This window comes from Geobacter grbiciae, assembly GCF_018531165.1.
GTDB lineage: Bacteria > Desulfobacterota > Desulfuromonadia > Geobacterales > Geobacteraceae > Geobacter > Geobacter metallireducens.
Genome location: NZ_JAHDIW010000004.1, coordinates 179100 through 205770, shown reverse-complemented (window position 1 = coordinate 205770; position 26671 = coordinate 179100). Strand labels below are relative to the sequence as shown.

Genomic DNA, 26671 nt, shown 5'->3' with positions numbered 1-26671 from the left:
CGGTGTTCATGACCGTCCCGGCAGCCGGGGTGTAGCTGAAGCTGCCGGCAGTATTGGCTGTGGCGTTCAGTTGGGTGCTGCTGAGGGCGGTGCCGACGGGAACGGCAGTCGGCGTGGCCCAGGTGATGGTCGACGTCGCCTTGGCGATAACCAGGGTACCCGTGGCGCTACCGGTGTAGTTGGCGTCGTTGACGGTGGCGGTTACGCTGTAGCTTCCTGCCGCTGTCGGGCTGGTTACCGTGGTTTTACCGCTCTTATAGGTTAAGGATACTGCTACTCCGGCGGGGCTGGTTGTGGCGGTTGCGGCCTTGGTGGTGCCGTCGTAGGTGGCGCTGAGCCCTGAGAGAGTTATGGTGGCGCTGGCCTTGTTCACCGTCAGGCTGACGGTCTTGGTGGCCGTGGTGTACGTGGCGGTGTCGGTCGGCGTGAAGGTGACCAACAGGGTCTGGCTGCCGGCGTTAAGCACGGTGCCGGAGGCCGGGGTGTAGACGAAGGTACCCGCTACGTTGGCGGTAGCGTTCAGTTGGGTGGCGTCAAGGGCTGTGCCATAGGTGATCGCGGCAGGCGCTGCCCACGTGATGGTCGGTAACTGCTTGGCAACTACCGAGAGGCTCACGCTTGCCGTGGCGCTGGTGTAGTTCGTGCTGTCTGTCGGCGTAAAGGAGACGGACAGGGCCTGGGTCCCGACGGTGCTCATGACCGTCCCGGTGGCTGGGGTGTAGGTGAAAGTACCGGCAGTATTGGCTGTGGCGTTCAGTTGGGTGCTGCTGAGGGCAGTGCCGACGGGAACGGCGGTCGGCGTGGCCCAGGTGATGGTAGACGTCGCATTGGCAATAACCAGGGTACCCGTGGCACTGCCGGTGTAGTTGGCGTCGTTAACGGTGGCAACTACGGCGTAGGAACCGGCCGCGGTCGGTGCGGTGGTGCCGCCGGCGTAGGTAAAGGAGATGGTCAGCCCGTTCGGGTTGGTGGTAGCGGTAGCGGCCTTGGCGCTGCCGTCATAGGTGGCGGTGAGGTTGCCGAGGGTTACGGTGGCGCTGGCCTTATTGATGGTGAATGCCGTGGCGGAGGAGGAGGCGCCGTTGTAGTTGGCATCAGCCGCTACGGTGGCAGTTACGGTGTAGCTACCGGCATTGATCGGCTTGGTGGCGCTTGCGGGATAGGTGGTGGTTCCGGTCCCGGCGTAGCTATAGGTCACCGCGCCGGTCGAGCCGGTCACGGTGGCGGTGCCCGGACCCTGCGGGGTGCCGGTGTAGGTGAAGCTGGTGGCGCCGGTCACGGTTACGGTCGAAGCGCCTTTGCCGATGCCGATGTTCTGCTGTACCTGGGCTGCGGCGTTGTAGTTGGTGGTGCCCGCCTGGTTGGCGTCGATCACGCAGGTGCCGGCCCCGGTGAAGGTTACTACGCCGGAGGCGAGCGTGCAGCCGGTGCTGGCGGCATCAAGGGTGATGGCTGCGGCGAGCCCGGAGGTCGCGGTGGCTGCCGGGGTGTAGGTGCCACCTATCGCGGGACTCGCCGGAATGGTCGAGGTGAAGCTGACCGTCTGGCTGGCCTTGGCGATGGTGAGGGTACCCGTGGCGCCGCCGGTGTAGTTGGCGTCGTTAACGGTGGCAACTACGGCGTAGGAACCGGCTGCGGTCGGTGCGGTGGTGCCGCCGGCGTAGGTAAAGGAGATGGTCAGCCCGTTCGGGATGGTGGTAGCGGTAGCGGCCTTGGCAGTGCCGTCATAGGTGGCGGTAAGGTTGCCGAGGGTTACGGTGGCGCTGGCCTTGGTGATGGTGAATGCCGTGGCGGAGGAGGAGGCGCCGTTGTAGTTGGCATCAGCCGCTACGGTGGCGGTTACGGTGTAGCTACCGGCATTGGTCGGCTTGGTGGCGCTTGCGGGATAGGTGGTGGTTCCGGTCCCGGCGTAGCTGTAGGTCACCGCGCCGGTCGAGCCGGTCACGGTGGCAGTGCCCGGACCCTGCGGGGCGCCGGTGTAGGTGAAGCTGGTGGCGCCGGTCACGGTTACGGTCGAAGCGCCTTTGACGATGCCGATGCTCTGCTGTACCTGGGCTGCGGCGTTGTAGTTGGTGGTGCCTGCCTGGTTGGCGTCGATCACGCAGGTGCCAGCCCCGGTGAAGGTTACTACGCCGGAGGCGAGCGTGCAGCCGGTGCTGGCAGCATCAAGGGTGATGGCTACGGCGAGCCCGGAGGTCGCGGTGGCTGCCGGGGTGTAGGTGCCGCCTATCGCGGGACTCGCCGGAGTGGTCGAGGTGAAGCTGACCGTCTGGCTGGCCTTGTTCACCGTGAGGCTGACGGTCGCGGTAGCCGGGGTGTAGGTGGTCGTATCGGTCGGCGTGAAGGTGACCGACAGGGGCTGGGTGCCGGCGTTAAGTACAGTGCCGCCGGCCGGGGTGTAGGTGTAGGTGCCGGGGACACCGGCCGTGGCGTTCAGCTGCGCGGCGCTGAGCGCGGTCCCGTAGGTGATCGCCGCAGGCGCTGCCCACGTGATGGCCGGTACCTGTTTGGCAACTACCGAGAGGTTCACACTCGCTGAGGCGCCGTTGTAGTTTGTGGTGTCGGTAGGGGTGAAGGTGGCGGACAGCGTCTGGGCTCCAGCGGTGGTCAGTACCGTGCCAGAGACCGGGGTGTAGGCAAAGCTGCCGGCCGTGCTGGCCGTGGCGTTCAGTTGGGTCGAGGAAAGCGCCGTGCCGACGGGAACAGAGGCCGGCGTCGCCCACGTAATGGTCGGGGTGGCCTTGTTCACCGTGAGGGTGGTGGTCGCGGTGGCCGTGGTGTAGGTGGTCGTATCGGTTGGCGTGAAGGTGACCGACAGGGTCTGGCTCCCGGCGTTAAGGACGGCGCCGGAGGCCGGGGTGTAGACGTAGGTGCCGGGGACGTTGGCCGTGGCGTTCAATTGCGTCACGCCAAGCGCGGTCCCGTAGGTGATCGCGGCAGGCGCTGTCCACGTGATGACGGGGGTCTGCTTGGTTGTCGCGCTGACGGTTACCGTAAAGCTTTGTTGGGCGAAGAGATAGCCGTTATCCGTAACTTGAACGACAACATTCTGGGGGCCGACCTGCGTCGCATCCGGTGTCCAGGAAATAACACCAGTGGTCGGATTGATGGTCATCCCGCTGGGGGCAGTCTGCAATCCAAAGGTGAGCTTGTCACCCTGGCTAAGGTTCGGGTCGGTAGCGACCACGGTGTAAGGATAGGAAACCCCAACGTAAGCGCTCGTCACCGGAGAAGAGGTGATGGACGGCGCCCCGTTTACATAGGCAATGAAGAGCGTATAGCTCTGGGTCGCCCACAGTGACGGGACACCACTATCGCTCACCCGGACGGTTATCGTGTTATTGCCGGTCTGAGCCGATGTAGGAGTCCACGTGATGAGTCCACTTGTCGAATTGATCGTCATCCCGGTAGGGGCAACGTCAAGGGAGTAGCGTAGCGTGGTCCCCGGATCGGAATCGACGGCTGTCACCTGGTAACTGTATGCCTGGCCTTCAGTACCGTTCTTACTCGGGAAAGAAGTAATAGCGGGCGGATGATTACAGAGAGTCAGCTTGGCACTCACGCTCGTGGGGAATGTCTCGTCACTGACTATCTGGGACGTCATCGTGAAATCGGCGGCGGAGTTGACGGTATAGGTTCCCTGGACCGTCTGCTGCGCTGCACCGGCCGCCATCTGGAGAATCTTCCAATCGACGGAGCCGGTTGTCGCATTGTAGGCCCCGCCGTCGGTCGCTAACGAGAGAGAGATGTCGCGGGCCAGCTTCTCTCTGATGAGGGTGTTATCGGCAGGAGTGGCAAGGTTTCGTGTGTTGTCAAACGCATAGGTGTTCGTGAAGGTCTGACCATAGTTTACACAGGTGCTGGGCGTGGAGGCTTTTGAGAGATAGAGGGCCTTGGTCGGGTAAAAGTCGTCTGTAATCGTAAATGAAGTCGGTGTCTTGGGGTCTACGGTCAAGTCCCATTGGAAGGCGAACTGGGAGTCACCATTGGAGGGGAACGGTCCGGAAAAATTGTCGAGGTTGTATGGTGTGGCCCCGTTTGCCAGGGAGCCCAGGAACTGGGCGTTATCGATGCCGACGCGACTGGGAGGCACTGTTGCACGTTCAACAAAAGTCGCCCCGTTACCGACCGTGTCGGTGGTGTTAGTAAAACTGGACTGATACGCCTTGCCGTTGACAATTGAGGCATTCTCGAAATTATAGGCGCCAGTCTTGAGATCGTAATCCGAATAGCTGAAAAGATGGAGGTCAAGAGGAGCCGCCGTGAGGTTGGTAACGACCACCTTCTTGTTAAGCGTCGAGCGACCAGTGGTTCCGCCAATCAGCTCATAGGTAACGGCAATCGAGAACCTTCCGGCTTTTTCGGTAAACGTCAGGGTTACTGAGGAAGCGGTCTGGTTGCTGGCAGCAACAGTGAAAGGAGCAGTGGCATCAAGAGCGTCTCCACTCACGCTGACCTCGGGCGATGTCGTCCCGATCCTGTAGTAGAACGCCTGCTGACTTATCCGTTCAACGTTGTCTAATAGCCAGGAATAAACGCCGGGACTAGTTCCGGGCATTGCGGAGTCATTAATCGTTACCGTTGAATTCCCACTGGCAAGGTTCCAGTCAGCAGCATAGGCTGATGAGGTGAGCGCCGTTACCAGCAGGAGGCAGAGTGTCACGAATACCCATTTGATTTTTCGAGCAATGTCCATGACCGAGTACCTTCTTCCTTTCAATTCCTAATAAAAGCTTGAACAAGAATACGACTATAGACGACTGACTTTGTTTAGTGCCGTACTGCGTTCCGCACACCTTTTCAATCGAGCAGAACCTCGATGGTTGCTTTCTTCCGCAACTCCAGCGTGTGTGCATTCAAACGTTTTTCATCGTCGAAACCTTGCAGGTAGCGGGAAATGAACTCTCGAACTTCCGAGTACGGCCGTACCGTCACCGGCTTTTTATCCAAAACTTCCATAATGTGGAAACCAAATTTAGTCCTGACCGGTTCGCTCACCTCATTGAGCTTGAGTGAAAAGGCGACCTTATCGAACTCAGCGGGCATGGTTCCTCGCGAAACATAGCCCAGATCCCCACCGGACGAAGCGGTGGAACACGCCGATACCTCCTTGGCAACTGCGGCAAAGTCCTTATCCCTGACAACCCGACTACGGATTTCACCGGCCTTCTTTTCGGCCTTGGCAACAGCCTCAGCGGTGCTACCATCGGGCTCGATCAGAATATGTCTGACCTTGATCTGCTCCGGAACACTGAAGCTCTTCGGATTGTCGCAGTAGAACTTCTGGATCTCCTCATCGGGAACCGGAACGCCAATGACCTTCTTGCTCGTAAGATATTCGTCGTAGCGAATCCCGGCCCGAAGTTCAGCCACCAAGATGTCGAGGGTCTTCCCTCTGGCCTGGAGATTTTTGAGAAACGCCTCTTCGTCGGGAAACTTCCCTTTAACTTCCTGTAACCGCTTGCTCACCTTGGCGTCAAGGTCGGTAACTTGCTGCTGGTTGCTTGCCTGGCGAAGCAGTTCTGCATCAATGAGGGAATAGAGTGCTTTTTTCTTTTGGTAGTCGTTCATCTTTGCCGGATCACGCGCAAATCCGGAAGCTCTTCCCTTATTAGCCAATGCGGCAAGGTGCGACTGCAAAGCATCCTCGTAGATCGGAACCCCATTGACCCGGGCAACGACTTTCCCGGTTTTTTTTACATCATCCGCAGAGACTGATGTCTGAAGCAGATGAAGAGTGAACATCACTCCCAAAAGGAATAATCCAAATGTTAGCGAACGATTTAATCTCATTTTTCCTCTATGCGTCACCCGTTACCGGGCGAGTTTCGTGATGGTGATGTCAGCTGAGGAACCAATGTCACCGGACGGGGTAAAAACAAGCGTCGTTTGAGAGCCATCGAGAGTCACACTGGCATTCAGTTCCTCAAGAGGAGATGTGAAGCCGGTGGCAAAGACCCGCTCGAATTCCTTGCAGCTTCCAACGACAGACTTTACCGCCAGCCGCTCCAAGCCGTTATTCCTGACCTGCAACGAATAGCTCCCCTTGTCGAGGGTTATGGATTGTGTGCTGAGCTTCGGCATGCCTTTTTTCTTCTCGATATGTAACTTGTAGGTCTGGTCCGTAGACGCAGAAAGGTCAACCAACCCCCAGCCGAAGTACTTGTCACGCCCTGGATCCCCCAAATCCTTGGCGGTTGCGTCCAGCCTTGCCCGTACCTCGTCGGCACGACTGCCGTTACCGTTTGCGTCGGCAATGCCGCTGGAAAGAAGAACCGCAGCCGCTCCAGCAACATGGGGTGAGGCCTGGGAAGTGCCGCTCAGGAGTGCGTATCCACCACCGCTGACCGTGGATTTGATATAGGTGCCCGGCGCGGCCAGTTCCACTTTTGCACCATAACTGGATGCAGCGACAGTGTTAAAGACGGCACGCTGGTCATTCTGGTCAGTGGCCGCAACGGCAATGACGGAATCGAACGCCGCCGGAACGGAAATAGTTTCCCGGTTGTCGTTTCCTGTTGCCGCAACCAGAACGATGCCTGCCTGGTAGGCCCGGTCGCAGACATCCTTGAGAGGCTTGAAAATGTCGGGATAGATGGAATAGATGTCGCCGGAATACCCGATGCTGAGGTTGATCACATCCATCTTGTTGTCAATGGCCCACTCAATCCCGGCAACGACGGTATCCATGTCCCCCCCGGCGGTGGCACTGAAGACCTTTACCGCGTAGAGGGATGCTTCCGGCGCCACACCGACAACGCCGGTGCCGTTGTCCCGGGCCGCGATGATCCCCGCCACATGGGTTCCATGGCTCTGGGCATCGTCGTCAAAGGGATCTGCTGTATTGTTTACAAAATTGTATCCACCCCGATAGTTGTCCTTGAGGTCGGGATGGTTGTAGTCAATTCCGGAGTCAACAATGGCGACCTTGATTCCCGCCCCTTTATATCCACGGGAGGCGGCAACATTGGAGCCGATCCGCAGAACACCCCACGAATCCACATATTCGGGTGACGGGACACTGAGCGGCTCTGCCGGTCGAATCAGAGTAAATTTAATATTATCAACAACATAAGCAACCGAAGGGTCCTGCTTCAGACGCGCTATCTCTTCCTCGGGAAGTTCCGCGGAAATGGCACGGATGTGCTGGTGAGTCCGGTGGATTCGGCCTCTTGCGCCATACACCAGATTTTTTTCATGATCTTTTGGCGCGCGAGTGAATCCGACGATCACCTTCTTCGTGGCAGCAAACGAATCAAGTGGTAAGCAAAGCATCGCCCCCATAACAGCGACAAGAAGGGTGCGTAGTATGTTCATGGTGTACCTCTTAATCAATGGGAAGCAGCCGGTAAACAGGTAAAAAGTGGGATAGGGGAGAAACTCCCTCCCCTATCCCGGAACATCAAAAATTACCGCTTGGCCTTCTTGCCTGCGCCGGTAACGAGGGCGCTGGTAGGTCCGTAAAGGGTCTTCACGGTAACGGTGCTGCCTGCCTTGACGGCAGTGCTTGAACCGACAATCTTACCATTACCCCAGAACGAAACGGGGATCTGGCTGCCGTCCGCGGCGAAGAGGCCAAGGCCGGTGTTCACGTCGGTAGCAGGAGCATCACCGAAGCCGCTACCAGTGATGGTAACCGTGCCGCCGCTGACCGAAGCCGACTTGATGGTGAGGAGCGGAAGTACGGCAACGCGAGTCAGGTTGCTCTGCTTGTCGCCCTTGACCACGAGCAGGTCGTAGGTGCCGACCGGAAGAGCCGGGATGTTTACCTGAATCTCGCTCACGGTAATGGAGGTCGGCTGGACATTGACCGTGACCGAACCATTGGTAAGGGTAACGGATGAAGTGAAGTCTACGCCGTTGCTCTGGTTGGTGAAGCTGCCACCAGTGATGGTGAGTGCGTTAGACTGGTTGGCGATGAGGACCCTGGTGCTCAGGTCGGATACGAACGGTACAACCGCACCGGCCGGAGACGGATCGGTTGCATACTTCTTGAACGTACCGTGGCAGCCCCAGCAATCGAAGTCAGCGCCGATGTGGCCGTAACCGAGCGGCATGGCACCCGGGACGACGTTGGTTCCGAGCGTGGAGCCGTTAGGCCCGGCACCGGAGGGGTTCTCAATGTTGTGGAGCGACTTGATGCCATGGCAACGCTCGCAGGTCCGGATGTCAAGGAAGTTGACGTCGCCCGGCACACCGCCGTGGCACCAGGTGCAGTCACCGACCTGGATCGGCTGGCCGGTCGTGGAAGTCGGAGCACCGAGGCCGGTCCCGTGGTGGTTATCGGCGTTGCTCTTGATGTCCTTCGGTCCGACGGTGGGGGAGGCTACAGCAGCCTGGTGGCATGCCGCGCAACCGCCGTAGTTCTGCGGGGAGGTGGGGTTGTTGCCGCGCCACTTGGTTTCGGGAGTGACCGAAGATTTGGCGTAGGTCGGGATGGTATGGCCATCCAGCGGATTGTCAATGAAGCTGCCGTGGCAGAACTTGCAGTCCTGCTGCTGGGCTTGGGTTGTGATATGGTGCGGAGTCTTGGAGTGGCAGCGGAGGCAATCCCGGAAATCAGCAAAGGTGAATCCGCCCGCCCCGTCGGGGACCAGCTGGTGGCAGCCGGTAACCGGGTTGGCGGTCGGGTCGCCGTAGCAGCTCAGCTGCCGCGGCGGCAGTGTCAGGTTGTGGTGACGGGGAACCACGACCGTATCACTCACGTGACACGGGGCGGCCTGCAGACAGTCAGCACGGGTCAACGCCGAAAACGTCGTATCGTAGATGCCTCCATTCTGGTTAACCGGCGGCGGGGGTACCACAGCCCAGTTGACAGCGGCAAAACCAAGAATTGCCGTTACTGCGAGCCCAGCGCTCAACAAAATCTTCTTTTTCATCCCTTTCTGCTCCTTTCGCGTAATTAACTGCAGAGAATTTTCATTTACGACAACAGTTGAATCAAAAGACCTCCTGTCATCACCTCCTTCGCGTTAAGATTGTGAAAACCCTGCCTACACGATCAACCATCACATTTCATGAACCGGGAATGAAGTAGCGCCCTATCCTTCCAGCCAAAAAGCAAAAAACATCACTCAAATCTGCGAAGCATTCCCTGTTTTAGAATCGTTCATATTCTGCATCTGAATTGCTCGTCATATCCATCCTGAAGCACTAGATTTCGGAGGAAGTCATCCGAGCACTGAATAGCATGTCAATCCCTAAAAGTCCTCCCCACTGATTAACACTCACTAACCAAGTGAATTACTTTAACGTGCAGAAATGTTTTGTCAAGGCGGATTTTGTATACTGCATTCTATAGGCACCGCCACAATTATCAAATAAATTTTATTGCCCTTCAAGTTGGCATTTTGACACAGCAATGTGAGCCGCATTCGTAAGAGGGCAAAACTTCTTCATTTTTTCCACAACGCATTCATTGTCGTAACGCTCCCACCCACGCAACACTCGTTAAGCCACCGTCAAATAACCGGACATCCGGTGAAATAGCTTACCCCTTCGCCGGAGCACCACACGAAAGAACTGGAGGCTGCTCAAAAAAACCTTTGTAATCATGCGCTTTTCCTCTATCCAGCGGGCCCACTGGCAGTAGTCTTTTCAACAGACTACCAATTAAATTGCAACCTTCGGACCCAAACAGAAAACTGATCAAAGCGCCGTTCCCGACGGTCTCAGGAGATGCATTCATGCGAGGCTTGAGGGGCTGTCTACCGGGAGGAGAGTACTAGAACATGAACCTGCGCATGCTGATATTGAGCAGCACTCCCACACCAATCATGGAGGTGATCATTGAGGTGCCGCCATAGGAGAAAAGCGGGAGGGGAACGCCGACAACCGGGAATACCCCGATTACCATGCCGATATTGATGATGGTATGCCAGAAGAGCATGGCCGTCACCCCGACGGCCATAAGGCTGCCGAATCGGTCGTTACACCTGCCGGCAATGTGGAGTCCCCAGAAAATGAGGAACAGGTAGAGAAGCAGCAGCGTCAGACACCCGATGAACCCCCACTCCTCGCCGAAAACCGAGAATGCGAAATCGGTGTGCTGTTCGGGGAGGAAACGGAGCTGGGTCTGGGTCCCGTGGGTAAACCCCTTGCCGAATATCCCCCCTGAACCGACTGCAATCTTGCTTTGGATGATATGGTAGCCCGATCCGAGCGGATCGCGTTCCGGATTGAGGAAGTTGAGGATTCTGTTTTTCTGGTAATCACGTAGGTAATAGCGCCATCCCAGGTAAATCGCGGGGACGGTTGCCGCAAGGCAGGCGACGAGGGTTGCCAAGCGGACTCCTACATAGGCAATCATGGAACAGGCAATGAGAATTATGACAATGGCAGTGCCCAGGTCGGGCTGCTTCATGATGAGGATTGCCGGTCCCCCCACGAACAACAGGGGATAGACGAGATCCCGCACGGTTAACCCGTCGACGGCCGGGTACCGTGAAAGGAACCGTGCGAGGGTCATAATCATGACCACCTTCATCGGTTCGGATGGTTGGATGCTGAAAAATCCGAGGTGAAGCCAGCGAGTGGCCCCCATGGATGTCTTTCCCATCAGCAGGACGGCAACCAGCACAACGCAGAGTAACCCGTAAAACCAGTAGGTAACGTCCTCCAGCAGATGGTAGTCAACACTACAGGCAAGCACCACCAGGAACATGCCGGCAACGATCCAGTAGAACTGCTTGAGGTAATAGGGTGCCCCCACCAGGGTATAGGAAGCGGACGCACTGTAGATATTGACTATGCCCATGGCGCTGATGAGGAACACCAGCACCAGGAGAGTCCAGTCGAAATTGGTAAAAAGTCTGCGATCGATCATTGCTCTTGCTGTCCTTGCGACACACTGCCGCCTTGCTCGGATGCCGGTGGTTCCTGTCCTGCCTGCTCTCCCGTCTCGCTGGGAACATCTTTCCTGACGGGTTTCCTGATGGGTCCCTTTCCCTCGAAATAGGCCCGAAGGATGTTCCCCGCTATGGGAGCCGCTGCGGAGCCGCCGTGCTCGCCATGCTCAATCACCACGGCCACCGCCACTTCGGGTTTGTCGTAAGGGGCAAAGGCGACGAAGAGGGCATGGTCCCGGTATTGATAGGGGATCCCCCCTTTGTTGTCACGGAGCTTCACCACCTGCGACGTACCGGTCTTACCCGCGACCTGCACCTGGTAGAGCCGCGCCCTGGCACCGGTCCCCCCGGGATCGTTGACGACGGCGGAAAGCCCCTCCTTTACCAGTCTGAAACTCCTGGCACTGATTCGTGGCCTGGCAATGACCTCCGGCTTGAACTCCTGGAGAGCCCTGCCGTCCTGGTCGATGATGCGTTTGACAAGGTGAGGACGGTAGACAACACCGTCGGTGGCGACGGTAGCGATCATTGACGCAAGCTGGATAGGCGTCATGAGAACGTACCCCTGGCCGATTGCAGCGGGAAGCGTATCCCCCTGGAGCCATTTCTTCTTGTGGCGTTTCTCCTTCCACTCCGAGGTGGGGATAAGCCCACCCTTCTCGTTGTCCAGCCCGACCCCCATGGGGGAACCTATACCGAGCGCCCGGGCATAGGCTGCGATCTTGTTGATGCCGAGCCTTTCACCCAACTGGTAAAAATAGACATCGCACGACTCCTTGAGCGCGCGCCTCAGATTCACCGTGCCGTGACCTTTTCGCTCCCAGCAGCCGAACTTGCTCGCGCCGAGGGTGTAGGTGCCTCTACAGACGACCGAGGTTTTCTCGTCGATGAGCCCTTCCTCAAGTCCCGCAAGGGCGGTAATGATCTTGAAGGTGGAGCCGGGGGGATACTGCCCCTTGAGGGCCTTGTTCTCAAGGGGGTGGCGTTTGTCCTCCAGGTACTCTTTCCACTTCTCGGGGGGCATCCGGCCAGTAAAGAGGGCGGGATCGAAATCGGGATTACTGGCAAAGGCAAGAATATCCCCGGTGTTGACATCCATCACCACGGCCGCGCCCGCCTGCTCGCCGAAACTCTGCTCGGTCCTTTTCTGGAGTTCCGCGTCGATGGTCAGAACGAGGCTCGAACCGACCGTGGGGGGAGTCTCGGAGAGAGTCCGCAGAATTCGGCCCCGGGCATCCACCTCGATCTGCCGGCCGCCATCCTTGCCATGGAGAACCCGCTCCCAGCTGCGCTCAATGCCGCTCTTCCCGATGTAATCGCCCGAATTATAACCGGCATAGGCCTCGGACTTCAGCTCATCATCGGATACCTCGCCAAGATAACCAAGGAGGTGTGAAGCGAGCACTCCCGCCTCGTACTGGCGCACCGGCTTGATCTCGATCTCAAGCCCCGGAAGCCAGAGACGTTTCTCCTCCAAAAGCTCAAGCTGGTCCCGGGTAATCCCCGAAGCGAGGACGATAGGATGGTACCGGGCCCTGCCCTTGCCCTTTTCCCACTTCTCCAGAAGCTCGGCCCGGTCGATGTCGAGATATGCAGAGAGCTGGTCCAGGAGGGCATCCCTGTCCTTCACCTCCTGGGGGATAACGGCAACGCTGAACGAGGGGCGATTGCTGACGAGCACCGTGCCATTGCGATCAAAGATGGTTCCCCGGGACGCCGCCACGGGAACAAGGCGGAGCCGGTTGCTTTCGGACTTGTTCTGAAAATCCTCGGCCTTGACAATCTGGAGATACCAGAGCCGGGTCAGGAGCAGAAAGAAGAGTGCGGCCACGAAGCACGACAGAATGATTATCTGCCTTTGCTTCCGGGGATCATTGGGCTGCCGGATGTAGGCCTTCCCGTTCATCGGGCCTCCCCAATCCGCGCCAGGGGTGGAACGGTGAAGATAACGGAGGCGACCAGGGCATTGACAAGGGCTTGGGGGACGAGGCTTTCGAGGAGGGTTGCGTAAATCCCCTGGGCCGAGGAGAAGAGAAAGAGCAGAAGCAGGTTCAGGAGGCCATTGACGATGGTTGAGGAAAAGACCCCGAGGATCATGAGCGAGCGCCGGTCGGTAAAGAGGCGGTCAGCCACCATGGTGAGCCCCAGAAAAATGATCAGGTAGGAAAAACCGTTCAGTCCCAGATAGAGACCGCTGAAACTGTCATGGATGAGGCCGAGAATGTAGGCGAGCGCCCCCCAGGCGACACCCTCCCGAAGCCCCATGTAGACCACGAAAATAATCAGGAGGTTGGGCTTGAAGGGATCGGCAATATGCGCAGGAAAGAGGGTTACCTGCATGAGGAGCGCCGCGAAGACGAGGATGGCGTACCAGAGAATCTTGATCATGGCGCCTTCTGCAAGAGAACGAGAACTTCCTCAAGCCTTGCCATATTCACGGCTGGACGAACGCTTATGGTCTGGAAGATGCCGTATTCTCCCTTCCTCACCATGGTCACTTCGCCAATGACGAGCCCCTTGGGGAAGATCCCCCCGATGCCGGAGGTCACAACCATGTCGCCGACCTTCACATCTTCCTCCCGGAGGGAGAATTCGAGGGAACAGAGACCGCCCCCCTTCCCCTTGACCACACCCCTGGCCCGGGAACGCTGGACCACCGAGGCTATGCCGCTGGCAGTGTCGGTGAGGAGCAACACGCGGGAACTCCCCGCCGCCACCTTGATCACCTGGCCCACCACGCCGTTGGCGGCCACCACCGGCATCCCTTCCTGGAGGCCGTCCACCGCCCCCCGGTTGATGACCAGGGTCTTGAACCAGGGGGAGCTGTCTTCACCGATCACCATGGCGGCCACCGACGGCGCCCGCTGGATCGCCTTCAGGTCCAGGAGCTGCCTCAACCGCATGTTCTCGTGGATTGCCTCCCGGTCCTCGATCAGGCGGGAGTTGAGGGTCTTCACCGACTCGCGCAGTTGCTTGTTCTCTGCCCGGACGTCAACCAGGTCGATGTAGTCATTCCAGACGCCGGAAAAAAAACCGCTGACCCCGGCACCGACGTTGTGAACCGGCGCAAAGAGATCGATGACCATGCGTTCAAAGCCGCTTGCGTGCTCCCGATCCCGCAGGCTGAGGGAATAGAACGCAAGGGCCGCCAGCAGGGCCGCGCCGGTCAGAAGGTGAAACCGGTATTTCCTGATCAGTTCGAGCATGGAGCGATGTTCTGGCCTCGGGAACCGCAAACGGTCCGTTCGGCCGAAAGATTCGAGGGTAGATCGGCATATCGCCGATCAAGGGCAACGGCTGTGGCGTCCTGGATCAATCGAGCGTAAAGGGAGACCCCTCTACCTCTTCGTGCCGGATCTCGTCCACCGGCGATTTCTTCCCTTCGCCGGCATAGAGGCGGTTCGGCGCGTTGAAAACGATCCCGTTCTCACCGCCGATGTTCTTGTAGGCATGGACGACGCCGGGAGGGACAATCACGGCAAGGGGAGCATCGATGCCGGCGTAGATGGTCTGCCTGACCCCGAAGCTTGCAGATTCGGGCCGGGCATCCCAGAGATAGACCTTGAAGTTGGAGGGGCCGATGAAGCAGAACCAGTCGGTCTGGTCCACGTGCTCATGGGGCCCCCGGGCTACCCCCGGCTGGGTCATGGAGAGGTAGGCCATGGCCGGCATAATGGCCGGATCGGCCTCGTCGCTGCGGAACAGTTCGGCGAGCCATCCCCGTTCGTCGAGAAATTTCGACAAGGGGCGCACCACCACGTCGTGGATCTTCCCTTTCTTGAACTCAGGAAAGTTTTGCATCGTCATGCCCTCCGCACAGTTCGGTTTCGTTATGGACCCGCACCAGGTATTCCCGGTACGAGGAGTTGGGAGTGGCGGCAATCACCTCCGCCATCTTGCGGCAGTCGATGTACCCCATCCTCAGGGCTATCTCTTCGAGGCAAGCGATCTTGAGCCCCTGCCGGGCCTCCAGGGTGCCGATGAAGTGGGATGCCTCCAGGAGGCTCTGGTGGGTGCCGGTGTCAAGCCAGGCGATCCCCCGGCCGAGCCTTTCCACCATGAGTTCGCCCCGCCGCAGGTACTCCAGGTTCACGTCGGTGATTTCCAGCTCTCCCCGGGCGGAAGGGGCAAGATTGCGGGCGATCTCAGAAACCTTCCCGTCGTAGAGGTAGAGCCCTGGCACGGCGTAATTGCTCTTGGGGGCCGCAGGCTTTTCCTCGATGTCGATGGCCTTGCCGGAGCCGTCAAACTGCACCACCCCGTACCGTTCGGGGTCGTTCACGTAGTAGCCGAAGACAAGGGCGCCCCCGGCGAAATCGCGGATGGCCCGGTCGAGTCCCATCTTGCCGTAGAAGATGTTATCGCCGAGGATGAGGCAGACCGGATCGCCGGCGATGAACTCCTCCCCCACCAGAAATGCCTGGGCGATTCCCTTGGGTTCGGGCTGCACCTTGTAGGTGAGCCGGATCCCCCAGCGGGAGCCGTCGCCGAGGAGCGACTGGAAGCGGGGGGTGTCGTGGGGGGTGGAGATGATGAGGATGTCACTGATCCCCGCCATCATGAGGGTGGCCAGGGGATAGTAGATCATCGGCTTGTCGTAGACCGGCTGCAACTGCTTGCTGGCAACGAGAGTAAGGGGATAGAGGCGGCTGCCGGCGCCGCCGGCGAGGATGATACCCTTCTTGATGGCCATTACGAACTCCATACCGGGGATTGAATCAAAATGGTCCTTCTGACAAGCGGTTATAGCACAGCAGGGAAAAGAGCGTCAAACCGTAACTCCCCTCTTCTGGGGCTGTCCATCATCCTTGGGTTCTTGCCAGAATCACCCGGGCCGCGGCAAGGAGGTCGTCGCAGACCGTCACGTCAGAGGGGACCTGTCCAGCCTCCGAGGTACCGTAGCCGGTCCTGACCAGCAGGGGGCGACAGCCGGCGGCGATACCCGCTTCCACGTCGGCCGCCTTGTCGCCGACGATCCAGGAACGGGCAAGGTCTATGCCCAGGTCCTGCGCCGCGGCGAGGAGCATGCCGGGAAGGGGCTTACGGCAGGCGCATTCGGTGAGGTACGGGCCGATGCCGTGGCGGGGGTGGTGGGGACAGAGGTAGTAGGCGTCAATGGAGGCGCCGGCCCTTGCCAGCTCATTGTCCACGAAGCGGTGGAGACGATGGACCGCAGCCTCGTCGTAGTAGCCGCGGGCCACCCCCGACTGGTTGGTCACCACCACCACCAGAAATCCGGCCTCCTTCAATAGCCGGATCGCCTCAGGCGCCCCGGGGACGAACTCGAACTCCTCGGCCCGGTGGAGGTACTCTTTCTCCACGTTGATGGTGCCGTCCCGGTCGAGAAAGACGGCCGCGCATCCCTCACTCATCGCCATAGGCCCTCAGAATCTTATCGATGATGTTCGTGGTGGAGCGGCCATCCACGAAGGTCACGAGCTCGACCCTGCCGCCGTAGGACTCCACCACATCCTTCCCCACGACCCCTTCCGGCGTATAGTCTCCCCCCTTGACGAGGACCGCCGGCTTCAGGGTTTCGATGAGGCGCAGCGGGGTGTCCTCGTCGAAAATAACCACGTAGTCGATGCAGTCGAGGGCCGCCAGGATGTGGGCCCGCTCGGCCTCGTCGATGAGGGGACGCTTCTCCCCCTTGAGCCGGCGGACCGAGGCATCGCTGTTGAGCCCCAGCACCAGCACGTCGCCATAGCTTTTTGCCTTCTGGAGATACTTTACGTGCCCCACGTGGAGGAGGTCGAAGCAACCGTTGGTGAAGACGATCTTCTTCCCCCTCGCCTTTTCCGCTTCGATGATCCCGGCCAGGCCGTCCAGGTTCTTGATCTTGGCATCGCTGTCGGAGTGCTGAAACCCCATGGAGCCGATAACCTCGGCAGGCGACACCGTGGAGGTTCCCACCTTCCCCACCGCTATCCCCGCCGCCACATTGGCGAGCCCTGCCGCATCGGCGAATCCGGCCCCGCAGGCAAGGGCCAGCCCCAGTATTGCCAGCACCGTGTCGCCGGCGCCGGTCACGTCGAACACCTCCCGGGCGAAGGTGGGAATGTGGACCACGCCGCCGTCGCGCAGAAAGAGAGACATCCCCTCCTCGCTTCGGGTAATGACGAGGGCCGTGAGGTCGGCCGTTGCCAGAAGCCGCTCGCCGGCCCTGCAAAGGCTCGCCTCGTCGCGGATGGCGATCCCCGACGCTGCCTCGGCCTCCTTGCGGTTCGGGGTGAGGAGCGTGGCGCCCCGGTACTTGGTGTAATCGTTCCCCTTGGGATCCACCACCACCGGTATCTTCCGCTCCCGTGCAACGGCGATCACCGCGGCCAGAAGCGTCGGGGTGAGTACCCCCTTCAGGTAATCGGAGATGAGGATAACGTTGAACCGGCTTCCCTGCTCCCGGAGGAAACCAACGATCTTCTCCTCGTAACCGGCCCCGATGGGATCGCGGGACTCCCGGTCAATGCGGACGATCTGCTGGTTGGCCGCCACCACGCGGGTCTTGCGGCTCGTGGTCCGCTGCGGGTCCTCGAAGACCCCCGACACGTCGACCCCCTTGCCGGAGAAGGCATGGAGAAGGATCGTGCCGTTCTCGTCTCCCCCCACGACACTGGCGACGCTCACCCGGCACCCCAGGGCCACCAGGTTGTTGGCCACGTTGCCGGCGCCACCGATGCGGACCTCCTCCCGGGTCACGTCGAGCACCTGCACCGGGGCCTCGGGGGATATGCGCTCGGCCCTTCCCCAGAGGTACTCGTCAAGCATCAGGTCGCCGATGACAAGGGCGTTGATGTCCCGGGCATGGGCGAAGAGCGATTCGACGTTTTTGCGTTCCATGCGTCCTCTCTCCAAGGGCGCCCTCAGGGCGCCCCTCGTTCAGTTCAACCGGTCCAAGATCGCCGCGGCCAGAAGCGGAATCATGATCTCGTGGTGGCCGGTTACAGTGTAGCCGCGCCCCTTTCCCGACGTGGGACGCTTCACCACGTTCTGGAGGGGGCGGTAGTGCTGCTGCATGTCGAAGTTGGCGGTGGAGAAGTGATCCACGTGGTGCCCCAGGTTCTGGGCGATGGAGAGGGCCTTGAGAAAGACCTCGGGGAGCAGCACGGCGCTTCCCACGTTGAGGAAGACCCCGCCGTCGCCGAGATCGGCCACCACGGAGGTGAGAAGCCGGAAGTCCCGGAAGGTGGCCTCGCCAATGACCGCGCCGTCGGCGGCCGGATGCTGGTGGATGATGTCGGTGCCGAGGGCCACGTGGACCGTGACGGGTATATCCCGCTCCACGCAGGTGGCCAGGAGGCTCCACTCCCGGAAGGGGTTCCCGCTGTCGATGATGAAACGCCCCACCGACTCGCCGTATCCCATCCCCCGGGCGATTCCCTCCTTCAGTGCCCGGTTGATGTCACGGCCGGTCTCCTCGGCCATGCCGAAGGTGCCGCAGTGGAGAACCGCTCCCACGTCCTCACTGGTCTCGCCGATGAGGGAGAGTTCGTAATCATGAATGGAGCCGGCGCCGTTCAAGGCCACCGCCGTGATCGCCCCGGCCTCGATGAGCGTTTTCAGCACCGGCTGCAGGCCGCACTTGATTACGTGGGCACCCATGGCGAGGATGACCGGCTTCCCCTTGGCCCGGGCATCAGCCACGGCATCGGCCACCCCCATGAGGGACTCGGCCCCCAGCTGCCGCGGCAGCGCATCAATCAGGCCGGCAACGCTCATCCCAGCGGAAACCGGGCCGGCGAAGTCGTTCTTGATACTCACCTTGTTCTTCCGCTCGGCAAGGGGATAGGTGGACACCCCTGAAAGGTCCACGGGACGGTATTTCATGTGAACAACCCCTTTTCCACGAGATCGCAGACGATGTGGATGATGGTTATGTGCCCCTCCTGGATACGGGGGGTGTCGCCGCTCGGAACGGTGACGTCGAGATCGACGATATCCTTGATGGTCCCGCCGTCGCGCCCCAGGAGCCCCACGGTGATGCACCCCCGGTCGTTGGCGAGGGCCAGGGCATCGAACACGTTCCGGGAGGAACCGCTGGTGGAGAGCCCCACCACCACATCCCCCTCGTCGGCCAGGGCCTCCACCTGGCGGCGGAAAACGGCGTCGAAGCCGTAATCATTGCCGATGGCGGTCAGGATCGAGGTGTCGGTGGTGAGGGCCACGGCCGGCAACCCCCGGCGCTCCATCTTGAAGCGGCCGACGATCTCGGCGGCAAAGTGCTGGGCATCGGCGGCAGAGCCTCCGTTCCCCATGACGAGGAGCTTCTTCCCGCCTTTCAGGGCGGCAACGAGCATCCCGGCAAAGGCGGCGATTCGCGGCGTCAGCTCCCGTTCCACCGCCTCCATCACCTCCCGGTGGGACCGGAGCTGGGTCATGATTTCCTCATTCATTGCATCCTCCTGGAAATCTGTATGATCTTCAAATTTATCCGAATCGCCCGGAGGTGTCACCCGGTTTCACTCAAGGGGATTCAGGGCGGTACAGGGACTCGTGCCGGCGCCGGATTTCATCCGCAAGCCAGCTGAAGGACCTGGCCCCCTCCACCCCTGGAATGGAGAGGCCGTCGACGCCGGCGACCGTTACCGTATCGCCGCGGACGGAAGCAAGTTTCCCGATGATTTTGCGAATTTCACCGGTGGCGAAGAAGCGGGGAAGAGGCGCCAGGGCGATGTTGTTGTGAAGGGGGGCGTGGCCGGTTTCCATGAGGGACTTGTGGAGCCCCGGGTGGAGAATGAGGGTAAAGCACTGCCCCATGCGGGCTCCCCGGAGGATGACGTCGAGCTTCCCATGAACCGCTTCGGGCTCGGTATCCTTGGGGAAATAGATGCAAAAGGCATCCTCCCGTCCCCACCGGGCGCGGCACGTTTCGGCGCTTCGCCGGACGGTCTCCTCCCTCCGGGCAACGGAGCCGAGGGGAACCTCTTCGGCATAGGTCACCACGGCCCCATCGAGGGCTAAGGTCAGAAACCCGTTTCTGAAGGCACGGCGGGAATAGTCCCTGAGGCACCAGGGACCACCGTCGAGCTCTTCGTCGAAGCCCCCCTGGCGTTCCACGAGCTCTCTCCGAACCATGGAGGCGGCAAAGGACCCATGGGACACCTCGGTGACCGGCCCGGCAGGTGGCGCGGCTTTCGGCCTTCGCCCCTGTCCGTCCTCAAGCTCCAGGCGCGGCACGATGATACCCGCATCGGGGCGGGAATCGGCCAACTCCACCATCGGCTCCAGCCACCCCCTTGTCACCAGGGTTGTGTTCTGCATAACGACCGCATAGGGAGCTTCCACCTGGGCGAGACCGCGGTTCACTGCCCTGACGAAGCCCTGATTGGCGCTGGTCTTCAGGAAGAGCGCACGCTCCCCGAGAATCTCGGAGAACTCTTCCAGAAGCCGTTCGGTTTCCCGGTCGCTGCCGTTGTCAATGAGAATGAGGCGGGCGGAAGGGGTGGTCTCCATGAGGGTGACCAGGCAGTTGCGAGTTTCAACGGGCCGGTTCCAGATGGGAATGAGTATGTCGACAGTGAAGGGTGTCATGGGAATCGTCACGCCTGCGGGTAGCATGGTGAACTGCGGGTCGGAAAACGAGCAAACCGCATGGACGGCCTGTCGAGAGGGAAGTCAGTTCTTCCCGGCGACGCGTCATCCATGCGGCTTCTTATAACGGGCCTGTCCGCGGCGCTTCTCCCGCACGGCGGACAGGGGTCGAATCAGGACGAGACGGCAACCCGGCGAAGGAGGTTGAGTTCGTCGAGGACCTTGCCTGAACCGAGAACAACACAGGAGAGGGGATCTTCAGCGGTCACGACCGGCAATCCCGTCTCCTCGCGGAGCAGCGCATCCAGGTTGCGGAGCAGTGCCCCGCCGCCGGCCAGCACGATCCCCTTGTCAACGATGTCGGCGGCAAGCTCGGGCGGGGTCCGCTCGAGGCAGATCTTCACCGCATCCACGATGGCATTGACCGGTTCGGAGAGGGCGTCGCGGATCTCGTCGGAATTGATCTCCACCGTCTTCGGGATACCGGAAACCAGGTCGCGCCCCTTCACCTCCATGGGACGCACGTCGCCGATGGAGTAAGCCTCGCCGATCTCGATCTTGATGAGTTCAGCGGTCCGGTCGCCGATGAGGAGGTTGTACTTGCGCTTGATGTACTGGACGATCGCCTCGTCCATCTTGTCACCACCCACCCGGACGCTCTTCGTGTAAACAATGCCTGCCAGGGAGATGACCGCCACCTCGGTGGTGCCGCCGCCGATGTCGACAATCATGTTGCCGGAGGCCTCGGTGATCGGCAGCCCCGCCCCGATGGCAGCCGCCATGGGCTCCTCGATGAGGTAGACTTCCCGGGCGCCTGCGGACTCGGCAGACTCCTTGACGGCCCGCTTCTCCACCTGGGTGATCCCCGAAGGGACGCAGATGACGATCCGCGGCCGGACCAGGGTCTTGCGGTTGTGGACTTTGTGAATGAAGTAGCGGAGCATCTCCTCGGTGATGTCGAAGTCGGCGATGACTCCGTCCTTCATGGGGCGGATGGCAGTGATGCTTCCCGGTGTCCGGCCGAGCATCTTCTTGGCCTCCATGCCGACGGCAAGAACCTTCTGCTGGCCGCTGTTCGTCTTCTGCACGGCAACCACCGACGGCTCGCGAACCACAATACCCTTCCCCTTCAGGTAAACGAGGGTATTGGCTGTTCCGAGGTCAATTGCCAGATCGTTCGAGAAAAGACCGAAGAGGGCGTCGAATATTTTAAGCATGCGCTAATCCCTTTCATAGTGCGCGAAAGTGAGCTTTTTCGAAGCGTTGCATCGTAGCAGAAACCCCCTGGGCATGCAAGGGGGAAAAGCTTGACCGGGAGTATTCAATGTTGCTTTTGCAAGGCAGGTTATAGTACTATGCGAACCCGTTGTTTCAGGGGTTACGGCACCGATTTCCCTCACGCAAAGGAGTCCTCGCGAATGCTCGGCATCATGCGAAAGTACAAGCAGTCCATCGTCATCAAGGTGGTCTTCGGCCTCATCGTCCTCAGCTTCATCGGCACCATTTTTCTTGTCTGGGGCAAGGGTGACGGGGGACTCACCCCGTCAAGTTATGCCGTCAAGGTGGATCGCACCAAGATCAGTTACGAAGAATTCCAGCGAACCTACTACCGTCTGCGCGACATCTATACCCAGATTTACGGTCCGGCCCTCACTCCCGAGGTGGAGAAGCAGCTCAACCTGAAGAAACAGGCCCTGGACTCCCTCATCGATGCGGCACTGTTGCGGAAAGCCGCCAAAGACATGGGGGTAAAGGTATCCGAGGAAGAGGTGCAGAAGGCCATCGCCGCCATCCCCGCGTTCCAGAAAAACGGCGCCTTTGACTCCGCCCAGTACTTCGCCGTCCTCAAGGCGAACCGGCTCGCTCCCAAGGAGTTCGAGGCGGGCCAGAAGGACGAGCTCATGGTGAAAAAGGCCCAGGACCAGATCAAGGCGAAGGTCCAGGTCACCGACGATGCGGCGCGGCAGCTCTTCAAAAAAAGGAACGACCGGCTCAATCTCCAGTTCACCTCATTTTCGCCGGAAGAACTCAAGGGGGAGATCAAACTCTCCGACCAGGAACTCACCGACTTCCTCGCCAAGAACCAGAATGAGTTCAAGACGCCTGAGCAGATAAGCGTCTCCTACGTCCTGGCCGACCCGGCCAAGCTGGCAGGAAAGGTGGAGGTTACCGAGGCCGACATCCAGTCCTGGTACCAGAAGAACATCGACCGCTACCAGGGCAAGGGGGGCATCCTCCCCCTGGCCGAGGTCAAGGAGCAGGTCAAGGCCGACGCCCAGCGTTTCTATGCGGGTCAGAAGGCCTACGAGCTTGCCGCTGCCTCCCTGAACAAGCATAAGACCGCAGGGGATCTGGCCGCCGTGGCCCGGGAACTGGGAGGGGCCGTCAGCGAAACCCCGCTCTTTACCGCAAAAACTCCCGCACCGGCCCTGGCCGGCGAGAAAGAAGTGCTCACGCGGGCATTCCTCCTCAAGCAGAACGAGCTGGGCGGCCCGGTGGAGACCCCCAAGGGGATCTACATCCTGAAGCTCAAGGAGCGCAAACCCTCCGACGTGCCGCCACTGGCCCAGATTCGCGCGAAGGTCGAAGAAAGGGCCAAGGCCGTCAGGGCGGTGGAACTCGCCAAGAAGAAGGCCGAGGAGGTCCAGGTGAAGCTCGCCAAGGGAGACACGGCCGGCCTCAAGCTGCAGGAGACCGGAAGCTTTGCCTTTGACGCCAAGGGGAACGTTCCGGTGATCGGGACATCGCCCGAACTCATGGAAGCGGCCTTCACGCTGACCGACAAGGCCCCCGCCCCCCAGGCTCCCGTCAAGATCGGCAACCGCTGGGTCGCCTTCAGGCTCAAGGAGCGCATCGAACTGAACGCTGCCGCCTTCCCGGCCGAGAAGGAAAAAATCAAGCAGGAACTCCTCCCGAAAAAGCAGGAGGAGGAACTGCAGAAGTGGCTCAAGGAGCTGCGCGCGAAGGCGAAGATCGAGATCAACCCTGCCCTCAAGGATCAGTAGCGGGCACTATCACACGATTTACGAAAAAGGAGACTGAGCCATGGCAAACCTGGTCCTCAAAACCGACTTCCCCGATCTGAAGCTTGTGGCCCGCGGCAAGGTCCGCGACATCTATGACCTGGGCGAAGCATTGCTGATCGTTACCACCGACCGGATTTCCGCCTTCGACGTCATCATGAACGAGGGGATCCCGGACAAGGGGTACGTCCTCACCCAGATCTCCGCATTCTGGTTCCGCCAGATGGAGGACATCATCCCGAACCACATCATCTCAACCGAGGTGAAGGACTTCCCTGCTGAGTGCCAGAAGTACGCCGCCGACCTGGAAGGGCGCTCCATGCTGGTCAAGAAGGCGAAGCCCCTCCCGGCCGAGTGCATCGTGCGCGGCTACATCTCCGGGTCGGGGTGGAAGGACTACAAGGCCACCGGCGCCATCTGCGGCATCAAACTCCCGGCGGGGCTCGTGGAGTCCGACAAGCTGGAGGAGCCGATCTTCACCCCGTCCACCAAGGCCGAGCTCGGGACCCACGACGAGAACATCTCCTTCGACAAGATGGTCGAAATGATGGGAAAGGAACTGGCCGAAAAGGTGCGTGACGTCACCATCGCCATCTACAAGCGGGCTCGCGACATCGCCGACGCCAAGGGTATCATCATCGCCGACACCAAGTTCGAGTACGGCATGTACAACGGCGAGCTGATCATCATCGACGAGTGCATGACCCCCGACTCCTCGCGCTTCTGGCCCAAGGGCAGCTACAAGCCGGGCGGGGCGCAGCCCTCCTTCGACAAGCAGTTCCTGCGGGACTACCTGGAGACACTCGACTGGAACAAGACCGCTCCGGCCCCGCCGCTCCCCGCCGAGATCGTCAAGAAGACTGGCGAAAAATACATGGAGGCCCTGGTGCGGCTCACGGGGAAAGGGAAGTAATCGCCAACTCCGATTCAAACCGGTACGCTCCCGACACACGAAAGCCCCGACCTTTTCAGGCCGGGGCTTTTTTCATTTCCTCCGCGATTCGCCATCGTTCAGGTAATCCCCCAGCACCCCGCGGCTGTGCTCATCGTCATGGCACCAGACGCAGAGGTTCTCCCAGTTGCTCCCGTCGGGGGGATTATTGAGATGGTTCCCATCCCGGTGATGCACCGTAAGGAGATGAAGGTTTGAGAGATCGAACTCGCGGCCGCACTTGGCGCAGATCCAGCCGTGGATTTTCAACGACTGCTCCCGGTAGCTGCCGGAAGCGCTCTGCTCCCCCCTCATCCGCCGCACCATCTCGTCAAGTTCTGCCTGGCTCTTTTCGGCCGACTTTCCCGGCCGGCGGGGTCTAAACGTCTGTCCCATGGCTTTCACTTCCCGGCAAATGGGCCTTTTCAAAATGAAGAGGGACGATCCCCCTTTTTTCTCTATTTGTTGTGCCCCTTCCCTCTTCCCTTCCCTTTGCCGTAGTCATCCCTTTGCTCCCACGTGCTGCCCGGCCTTCCGGTCAGGGCGAAATCCCCCCTCTTGAGGGCGTGGAACTCAGCCGAACCGGGCTTGATACCGAGACTTCTGGCAATCACGCCCCATCCTTTTCCCCGATTGGACTGATAGGTCTGGAGCACCCTCTGGTATGGCTGATGGGTCATCTGCCCCAATTGGTAGATCATGAAGGCATCGGCCGGTTCCTTCACCGTGCCCAGGGTGGCACTCACCTGAACGCCGGGCACGCCGAACTGGGCGCTCAGCCTGCCAGCAAAGCCGCTCATGTCGGCACGGGCCTGCACGTTGAGGTTGCTGAGAAAGTAGTCGAGACCACCGGCAGCCAGGGCAGCAGTAGCAGAAAACGTCAGTGCGAGCAGAAAAATCGGAAATTTTTTCATCGTGGATCCTCCTTTGAGTTTGTACAGGAATGTTTTTCAAAGCGTTGAAACCAGCGTCTCCATCTAGCAGCACACCTTTCAGGCGTCAGCAAACCGCTCAACTCCGGACAAAACCTCTATTGTTCGGAGTACCTTACGGATGGCTTTGGGCTCCTGCGAAACCTATTATACTCCGGGCTCCTCATGACGTCTCGCAAGAGATTCGCTTGTTCTGAAGTAAAGCACGACTGGGGGCAAATACAATGGGAAAAGGGGTCGCTGCTCATGGCACCAGTCACAAGGTAATTCCCGCCTCCATGCAGGCTGACTCCACCTTCCTGACCCAACGGCTCCCCCGTTTCACCAGACTCTCCCAGGCCAGAGCCATGTCGCCGGGATGGTCCTCGCGCAGCAGGTCAACCAAAATACGAGCCTGGAGGAGATCTTTTCGTTTTTTATCGGCGGCCGACGGCCCACGCTCCTGGGAAAGAATCAGTTTATGGAACGCATAACGCGCGGGTTGCGGTACTTTGACCAGACAGGGATTCCCGGCAAGCATCACAGCATTGATCGGCTCCGCGATGAGATAGTCGAGATACTTGAGAGGAGTTGCGGCGGCATTCAGTCGACGGATGAACACCGGCGCGGTTTCTCCTCTGCGTGCGGGGGTAAGCAGATCGACGCGGAGCGTCTTCCCCCGAATGGCGTAGGACGTTGAAGGCTCCTTATGCGACAACCGCGGCACGGGGAAAAACCCCATCTGTAGTGATTGCAGTGCTGCCGGCACATCCGCCTGCACAGCCGGGACGGCAATGGCGACGGCGGAATCTCCGGCAATATCGATATCCTGCGTCGTTCGCGAGTCTCCGGCCCAGTTAACCCCGAGATGTACTCCAAGCACCTGGAACGCAATGGTTCCCACGAGCACGCCACCCACGTGGAACACGCCGCTGTCGGCCAACCGCTTGATGATCCTGGCCATGTCGGGCATGACCGGCACAGTGCCTCCCGCGACAATCTGAGTCGCCAGGCGCTGAAGCATGTTTTCATCAGCCCGGATGTCCAGTTCACCGGCTTTACGCTCTTCGACAAGGCGGCACACCTCATCGCTGTCGGGTCCGATGTATATCTGGGTGCGTCCGCTGGGAAGCGTAGTCTGGAAATACCAGTAAACGATACCCTTAACGGTTTTGGTCGTGAATTCACCGGGAAGGCTGGCAATGCTCCGCATTGCCTCGAATATCTCAAGACGTTCCCGAAGATCAGCATACAGAACCATCGTTTCGCCGCCGATTCGCTCCAATGTAGTCTCCAAAGGTTATACTCGTTTTGTATCAAAGTGAGTATAACTGACGAGATGAACAGGTCAAGGACTGAATCGAAATGAAACGCCCCACCTCCAGAGGAGAGACGGGGCATGGGAAACGACGAGAAAACTAAAAAAACTGG

General features: G+C 59.8%; 21 protein-coding genes. 2 read left to right on the top strand and 19 right to left on the bottom strand.

The window, feature by feature from the left end; all coding sequences use genetic code 11:
• From KJB29_RS08200 to KJB29_RS08125, 16 genes are all read right to left on the bottom strand, one after another.
• Nucleotides 1-4696 (bottom strand): beta strand repeat-containing protein (locus tag KJB29_RS08200; RefSeq protein WP_215734181.1); only part of this gene is annotated, 4696 nt, incomplete at its 3' end.
• A 104-nt stretch (nucleotides 4697-4800) separates the two neighbouring features.
• Nucleotides 4801-5793: a peptidylprolyl isomerase gene (locus KJB29_RS08195; protein WP_215734180.1), complete on the bottom strand. Its 993-nt coding sequence runs from the start codon at nucleotides 5791-5793 to the stop codon at nucleotides 4801-4803.
• 21 nt (nucleotides 5794-5814) lie between these two features.
• Nucleotides 5815-7317 carry a S8 family peptidase gene (locus tag KJB29_RS08190; protein ID WP_004513961.1) on the bottom strand — a complete coding sequence of 501 codons (1503 nt, stop codon included), beginning with the start codon at nucleotides 7315-7317 and terminating at the stop codon, nucleotides 5815-5817.
• A 92-nt stretch (nucleotides 7318-7409) separates the two neighbouring features.
• Nucleotides 7410-8879 carry a hypothetical protein gene (locus KJB29_RS08185; RefSeq protein ID WP_004513960.1) on the bottom strand — a complete coding sequence of 490 codons (1470 nt, stop codon included), beginning with the start codon at nucleotides 8877-8879 and terminating at the stop codon, nucleotides 7410-7412.
• A gap of 845 nt (nucleotides 8880-9724) precedes the next feature.
• Nucleotides 9725-10825 (bottom strand): rod shape-determining protein RodA, encoded by a 1101-nt coding sequence (gene rodA / locus KJB29_RS08180; RefSeq protein ID WP_004513959.1) that lies wholly within the window; start codon nucleotides 10823-10825, stop codon nucleotides 9725-9727.
• A complete protein-coding gene (mrdA, locus tag KJB29_RS08175; protein ID WP_215734179.1) occupies nucleotides 10822-12753 on the bottom strand; it encodes a penicillin-binding protein 2 in 1932 nt (643 codons plus the stop codon). Before mrdA ends, rodA begins: the two co-directional genes overlap by 4 nt.
• Nucleotides 12750-13235 (bottom strand): rod shape-determining protein MreD, encoded by a 486-nt coding sequence (gene mreD / locus KJB29_RS08170; protein ID WP_215734178.1) that lies wholly within the window; start codon nucleotides 13233-13235, stop codon nucleotides 12750-12752. Before mreD ends, mrdA begins: the two co-directional genes overlap by 4 nt.
• Entirely contained in the window at nucleotides 13232-14053 is an 822-nt protein-coding gene (gene mreC / locus KJB29_RS08165) for a rod shape-determining protein MreC (protein WP_215734177.1), read from the bottom strand. The genes mreD and mreC overlap by 4 nt, the downstream gene beginning before the upstream one ends.
• A gap of 106 nt (nucleotides 14054-14159) precedes the next feature.
• Nucleotides 14160-14648, bottom strand: a complete 489-nt coding sequence (locus KJB29_RS08160) for a dTDP-4-dehydrorhamnose 3,5-epimerase family protein (RefSeq protein ID WP_215734176.1) — start codon at nucleotides 14646-14648, stop codon at nucleotides 14160-14162.
• Nucleotides 14632-15540, bottom strand: coding sequence for a glucose-1-phosphate thymidylyltransferase RfbA (gene rfbA / locus KJB29_RS08155; protein WP_215734175.1), 909 nt, complete (start codon nucleotides 15538-15540; stop codon nucleotides 14632-14634). The genes KJB29_RS08160 and rfbA overlap by 17 nt, the downstream gene beginning before the upstream one ends.
• A gap of 109 nt (nucleotides 15541-15649) precedes the next feature.
• Complete coding sequence (gene gmhB / locus KJB29_RS08150; RefSeq protein ID WP_215734187.1) at nucleotides 15650-16219, bottom strand: D-glycero-beta-D-manno-heptose 1,7-bisphosphate 7-phosphatase; 570 nt, start codon at nucleotides 16217-16219, stop codon at nucleotides 15650-15652.
• Nucleotides 16212-17684 carry a D-glycero-beta-D-manno-heptose-7-phosphate kinase gene (gene rfaE1 / locus KJB29_RS08145; RefSeq protein WP_215734174.1) on the bottom strand — a complete coding sequence of 491 codons (1473 nt, stop codon included), beginning with the start codon at nucleotides 17682-17684 and terminating at the stop codon, nucleotides 16212-16214. Before rfaE1 ends, gmhB begins: the two co-directional genes overlap by 8 nt.
• 39 nt (nucleotides 17685-17723) lie before the next feature.
• Nucleotides 17724-18671, bottom strand: coding sequence for a GSU2086 family protein (locus KJB29_RS08140; RefSeq protein ID WP_215734173.1), 948 nt, complete (start codon nucleotides 18669-18671; stop codon nucleotides 17724-17726).
• The gene (locus tag KJB29_RS08135; RefSeq protein WP_215734172.1) at nucleotides 18668-19237 is read right to left on the bottom strand and encodes a D-sedoheptulose 7-phosphate isomerase; all 570 of its coding nucleotides are present in this window, start codon (nucleotides 19235-19237) and stop codon (nucleotides 18668-18670) included. Before KJB29_RS08135 ends, KJB29_RS08140 begins: the two co-directional genes overlap by 4 nt.
• A gap of 70 nt (nucleotides 19238-19307) precedes the next feature.
• A complete protein-coding gene (locus KJB29_RS08130; RefSeq protein ID WP_246560895.1) occupies nucleotides 19308-20402 on the bottom strand; it encodes a glycosyltransferase family 2 protein in 1095 nt (364 codons plus the stop codon).
• A 146-nt stretch (nucleotides 20403-20548) separates the two neighbouring features.
• A complete protein-coding gene (locus KJB29_RS08125; protein ID WP_004513948.1) occupies nucleotides 20549-21592 on the bottom strand; it encodes a rod shape-determining protein in 1044 nt (347 codons plus the stop codon).
• Between the two features lie 201 nt (nucleotides 21593-21793).
• Here KJB29_RS08125 and KJB29_RS08120 point away from each other — a divergent pair, with 201 nt between their 5' ends.
• Both KJB29_RS08120 and KJB29_RS08115 read left to right on the top strand, forming a co-directional pair.
• Nucleotides 21794-23380: a peptidylprolyl isomerase gene (locus KJB29_RS08120; protein WP_215734171.1), complete on the top strand. Its 1587-nt coding sequence runs from the start codon at nucleotides 21794-21796 to the stop codon at nucleotides 23378-23380.
• 40 nt (nucleotides 23381-23420) lie between these two features.
• A complete protein-coding gene (locus tag KJB29_RS08115; RefSeq protein WP_215734170.1) occupies nucleotides 23421-24311 on the top strand; it encodes a phosphoribosylaminoimidazolesuccinocarboxamide synthase in 891 nt (296 codons plus the stop codon).
• A gap of 72 nt (nucleotides 24312-24383) precedes the next feature.
• Here KJB29_RS08115 and KJB29_RS08110 read toward each other — a convergent pair whose 3' ends face one another.
• The 3 genes from KJB29_RS08110 to KJB29_RS08100 form a co-directional block, all read right to left on the bottom strand.
• Nucleotides 24384-24725: a YajD family HNH nuclease gene (locus KJB29_RS08110; protein WP_215734169.1), complete on the bottom strand. Its 342-nt coding sequence runs from the start codon at nucleotides 24723-24725 to the stop codon at nucleotides 24384-24386.
• A 62-nt stretch (nucleotides 24726-24787) separates the two neighbouring features.
• Nucleotides 24788-25243, bottom strand: coding sequence for a hypothetical protein (locus KJB29_RS08105; RefSeq protein WP_215734168.1), 456 nt, complete (start codon nucleotides 25241-25243; stop codon nucleotides 24788-24790).
• Between the two features lie 274 nt (nucleotides 25244-25517).
• Complete coding sequence (locus tag KJB29_RS08100; protein WP_215734167.1) at nucleotides 25518-26525, bottom strand: GSU2403 family nucleotidyltransferase fold protein; 1008 nt, start codon at nucleotides 26523-26525, stop codon at nucleotides 25518-25520.
• Nucleotides 26526-26671: the final 146 nt, after the last annotated feature.

Bases quoted from the DNA above. Each gene is read 5' to 3' on its own strand.
- KJB29_RS08195 (WP_215734180.1), bottom strand. From the start codon at position 5,793: ATGAGATTAAATCGTTCGCTAACATTTGGATTATTCCTTTTGGGAGTG.
- KJB29_RS08190 (WP_004513961.1), bottom strand. From the start codon at position 7,317: ATGAACATACTACGCACCCTTCTTGTCGCTGTTATGGGGGCGATGCTT.
- KJB29_RS08185 (WP_004513960.1), bottom strand. From the start codon at position 8,879: ATGAAAAAGAAGATTTTGTTGAGCGCTGGGCTCGCAGTAACGGCAATT.
- rodA (WP_004513959.1), bottom strand. From the start codon at position 10,825: ATGATCGATCGCAGACTTTTTACCAATTTCGACTGGACTCTCCTGGTG.
- mrdA (WP_215734179.1), bottom strand. From the start codon at position 12,753: ATGAACGGGAAGGCCTACATCCGGCAGCCCAATGATCCCCGGAAGCAA.
- mreD (WP_215734178.1), bottom strand. From the start codon at position 13,235: ATGATCAAGATTCTCTGGTACGCCATCCTCGTCTTCGCGGCGCTCCTC.
- mreC (WP_215734177.1), bottom strand. From the start codon at position 14,053: ATGCTCGAACTGATCAGGAAATACCGGTTTCACCTTCTGACCGGCGCG.
- KJB29_RS08160 (WP_215734176.1), bottom strand. From the start codon at position 14,648: ATGCAAAACTTTCCTGAGTTCAAGAAAGGGAAGATCCACGACGTGGTG.
- rfbA (WP_215734175.1), bottom strand. From the start codon at position 15,540: ATGGCCATCAAGAAGGGTATCATCCTCGCCGGCGGCGCCGGCAGCCGC.
- gmhB (WP_215734187.1), bottom strand. From the start codon at position 16,219: ATGAGTGAGGGATGCGCGGCCGTCTTTCTCGACCGGGACGGCACCATC.
- rfaE1 (WP_215734174.1), bottom strand. From the start codon at position 17,684: ATGGAACGCAAAAACGTCGAATCGCTCTTCGCCCATGCCCGGGACATC.
- KJB29_RS08140 (WP_215734173.1), bottom strand. From the start codon at position 18,671: ATGAAATACCGTCCCGTGGACCTTTCAGGGGTGTCCACCTATCCCCTT.
- KJB29_RS08135 (WP_215734172.1), bottom strand. From the start codon at position 19,237: ATGAATGAGGAAATCATGACCCAGCTCCGGTCCCACCGGGAGGTGATG.
- KJB29_RS08130 (WP_246560895.1), bottom strand. From the start codon at position 20,402: ATGCTACCCGCAGGCGTGACGATTCCCATGACACCCTTCACTGTCGAC.
- KJB29_RS08125 (WP_004513948.1), bottom strand. From the start codon at position 21,592: ATGCTTAAAATATTCGACGCCCTCTTCGGTCTTTTCTCGAACGATCTG.
- KJB29_RS08120 (WP_215734171.1), top strand. From the start codon at position 21,794: ATGCTCGGCATCATGCGAAAGTACAAGCAGTCCATCGTCATCAAGGTG.
- KJB29_RS08115 (WP_215734170.1), top strand. From the start codon at position 23,421: ATGGCAAACCTGGTCCTCAAAACCGACTTCCCCGATCTGAAGCTTGTG.
- KJB29_RS08110 (WP_215734169.1), bottom strand. From the start codon at position 24,725: ATGGGACAGACGTTTAGACCCCGCCGGCCGGGAAAGTCGGCCGAAAAG.
- KJB29_RS08105 (WP_215734168.1), bottom strand. From the start codon at position 25,243: ATGAAAAAATTTCCGATTTTTCTGCTCGCACTGACGTTTTCTGCTACT.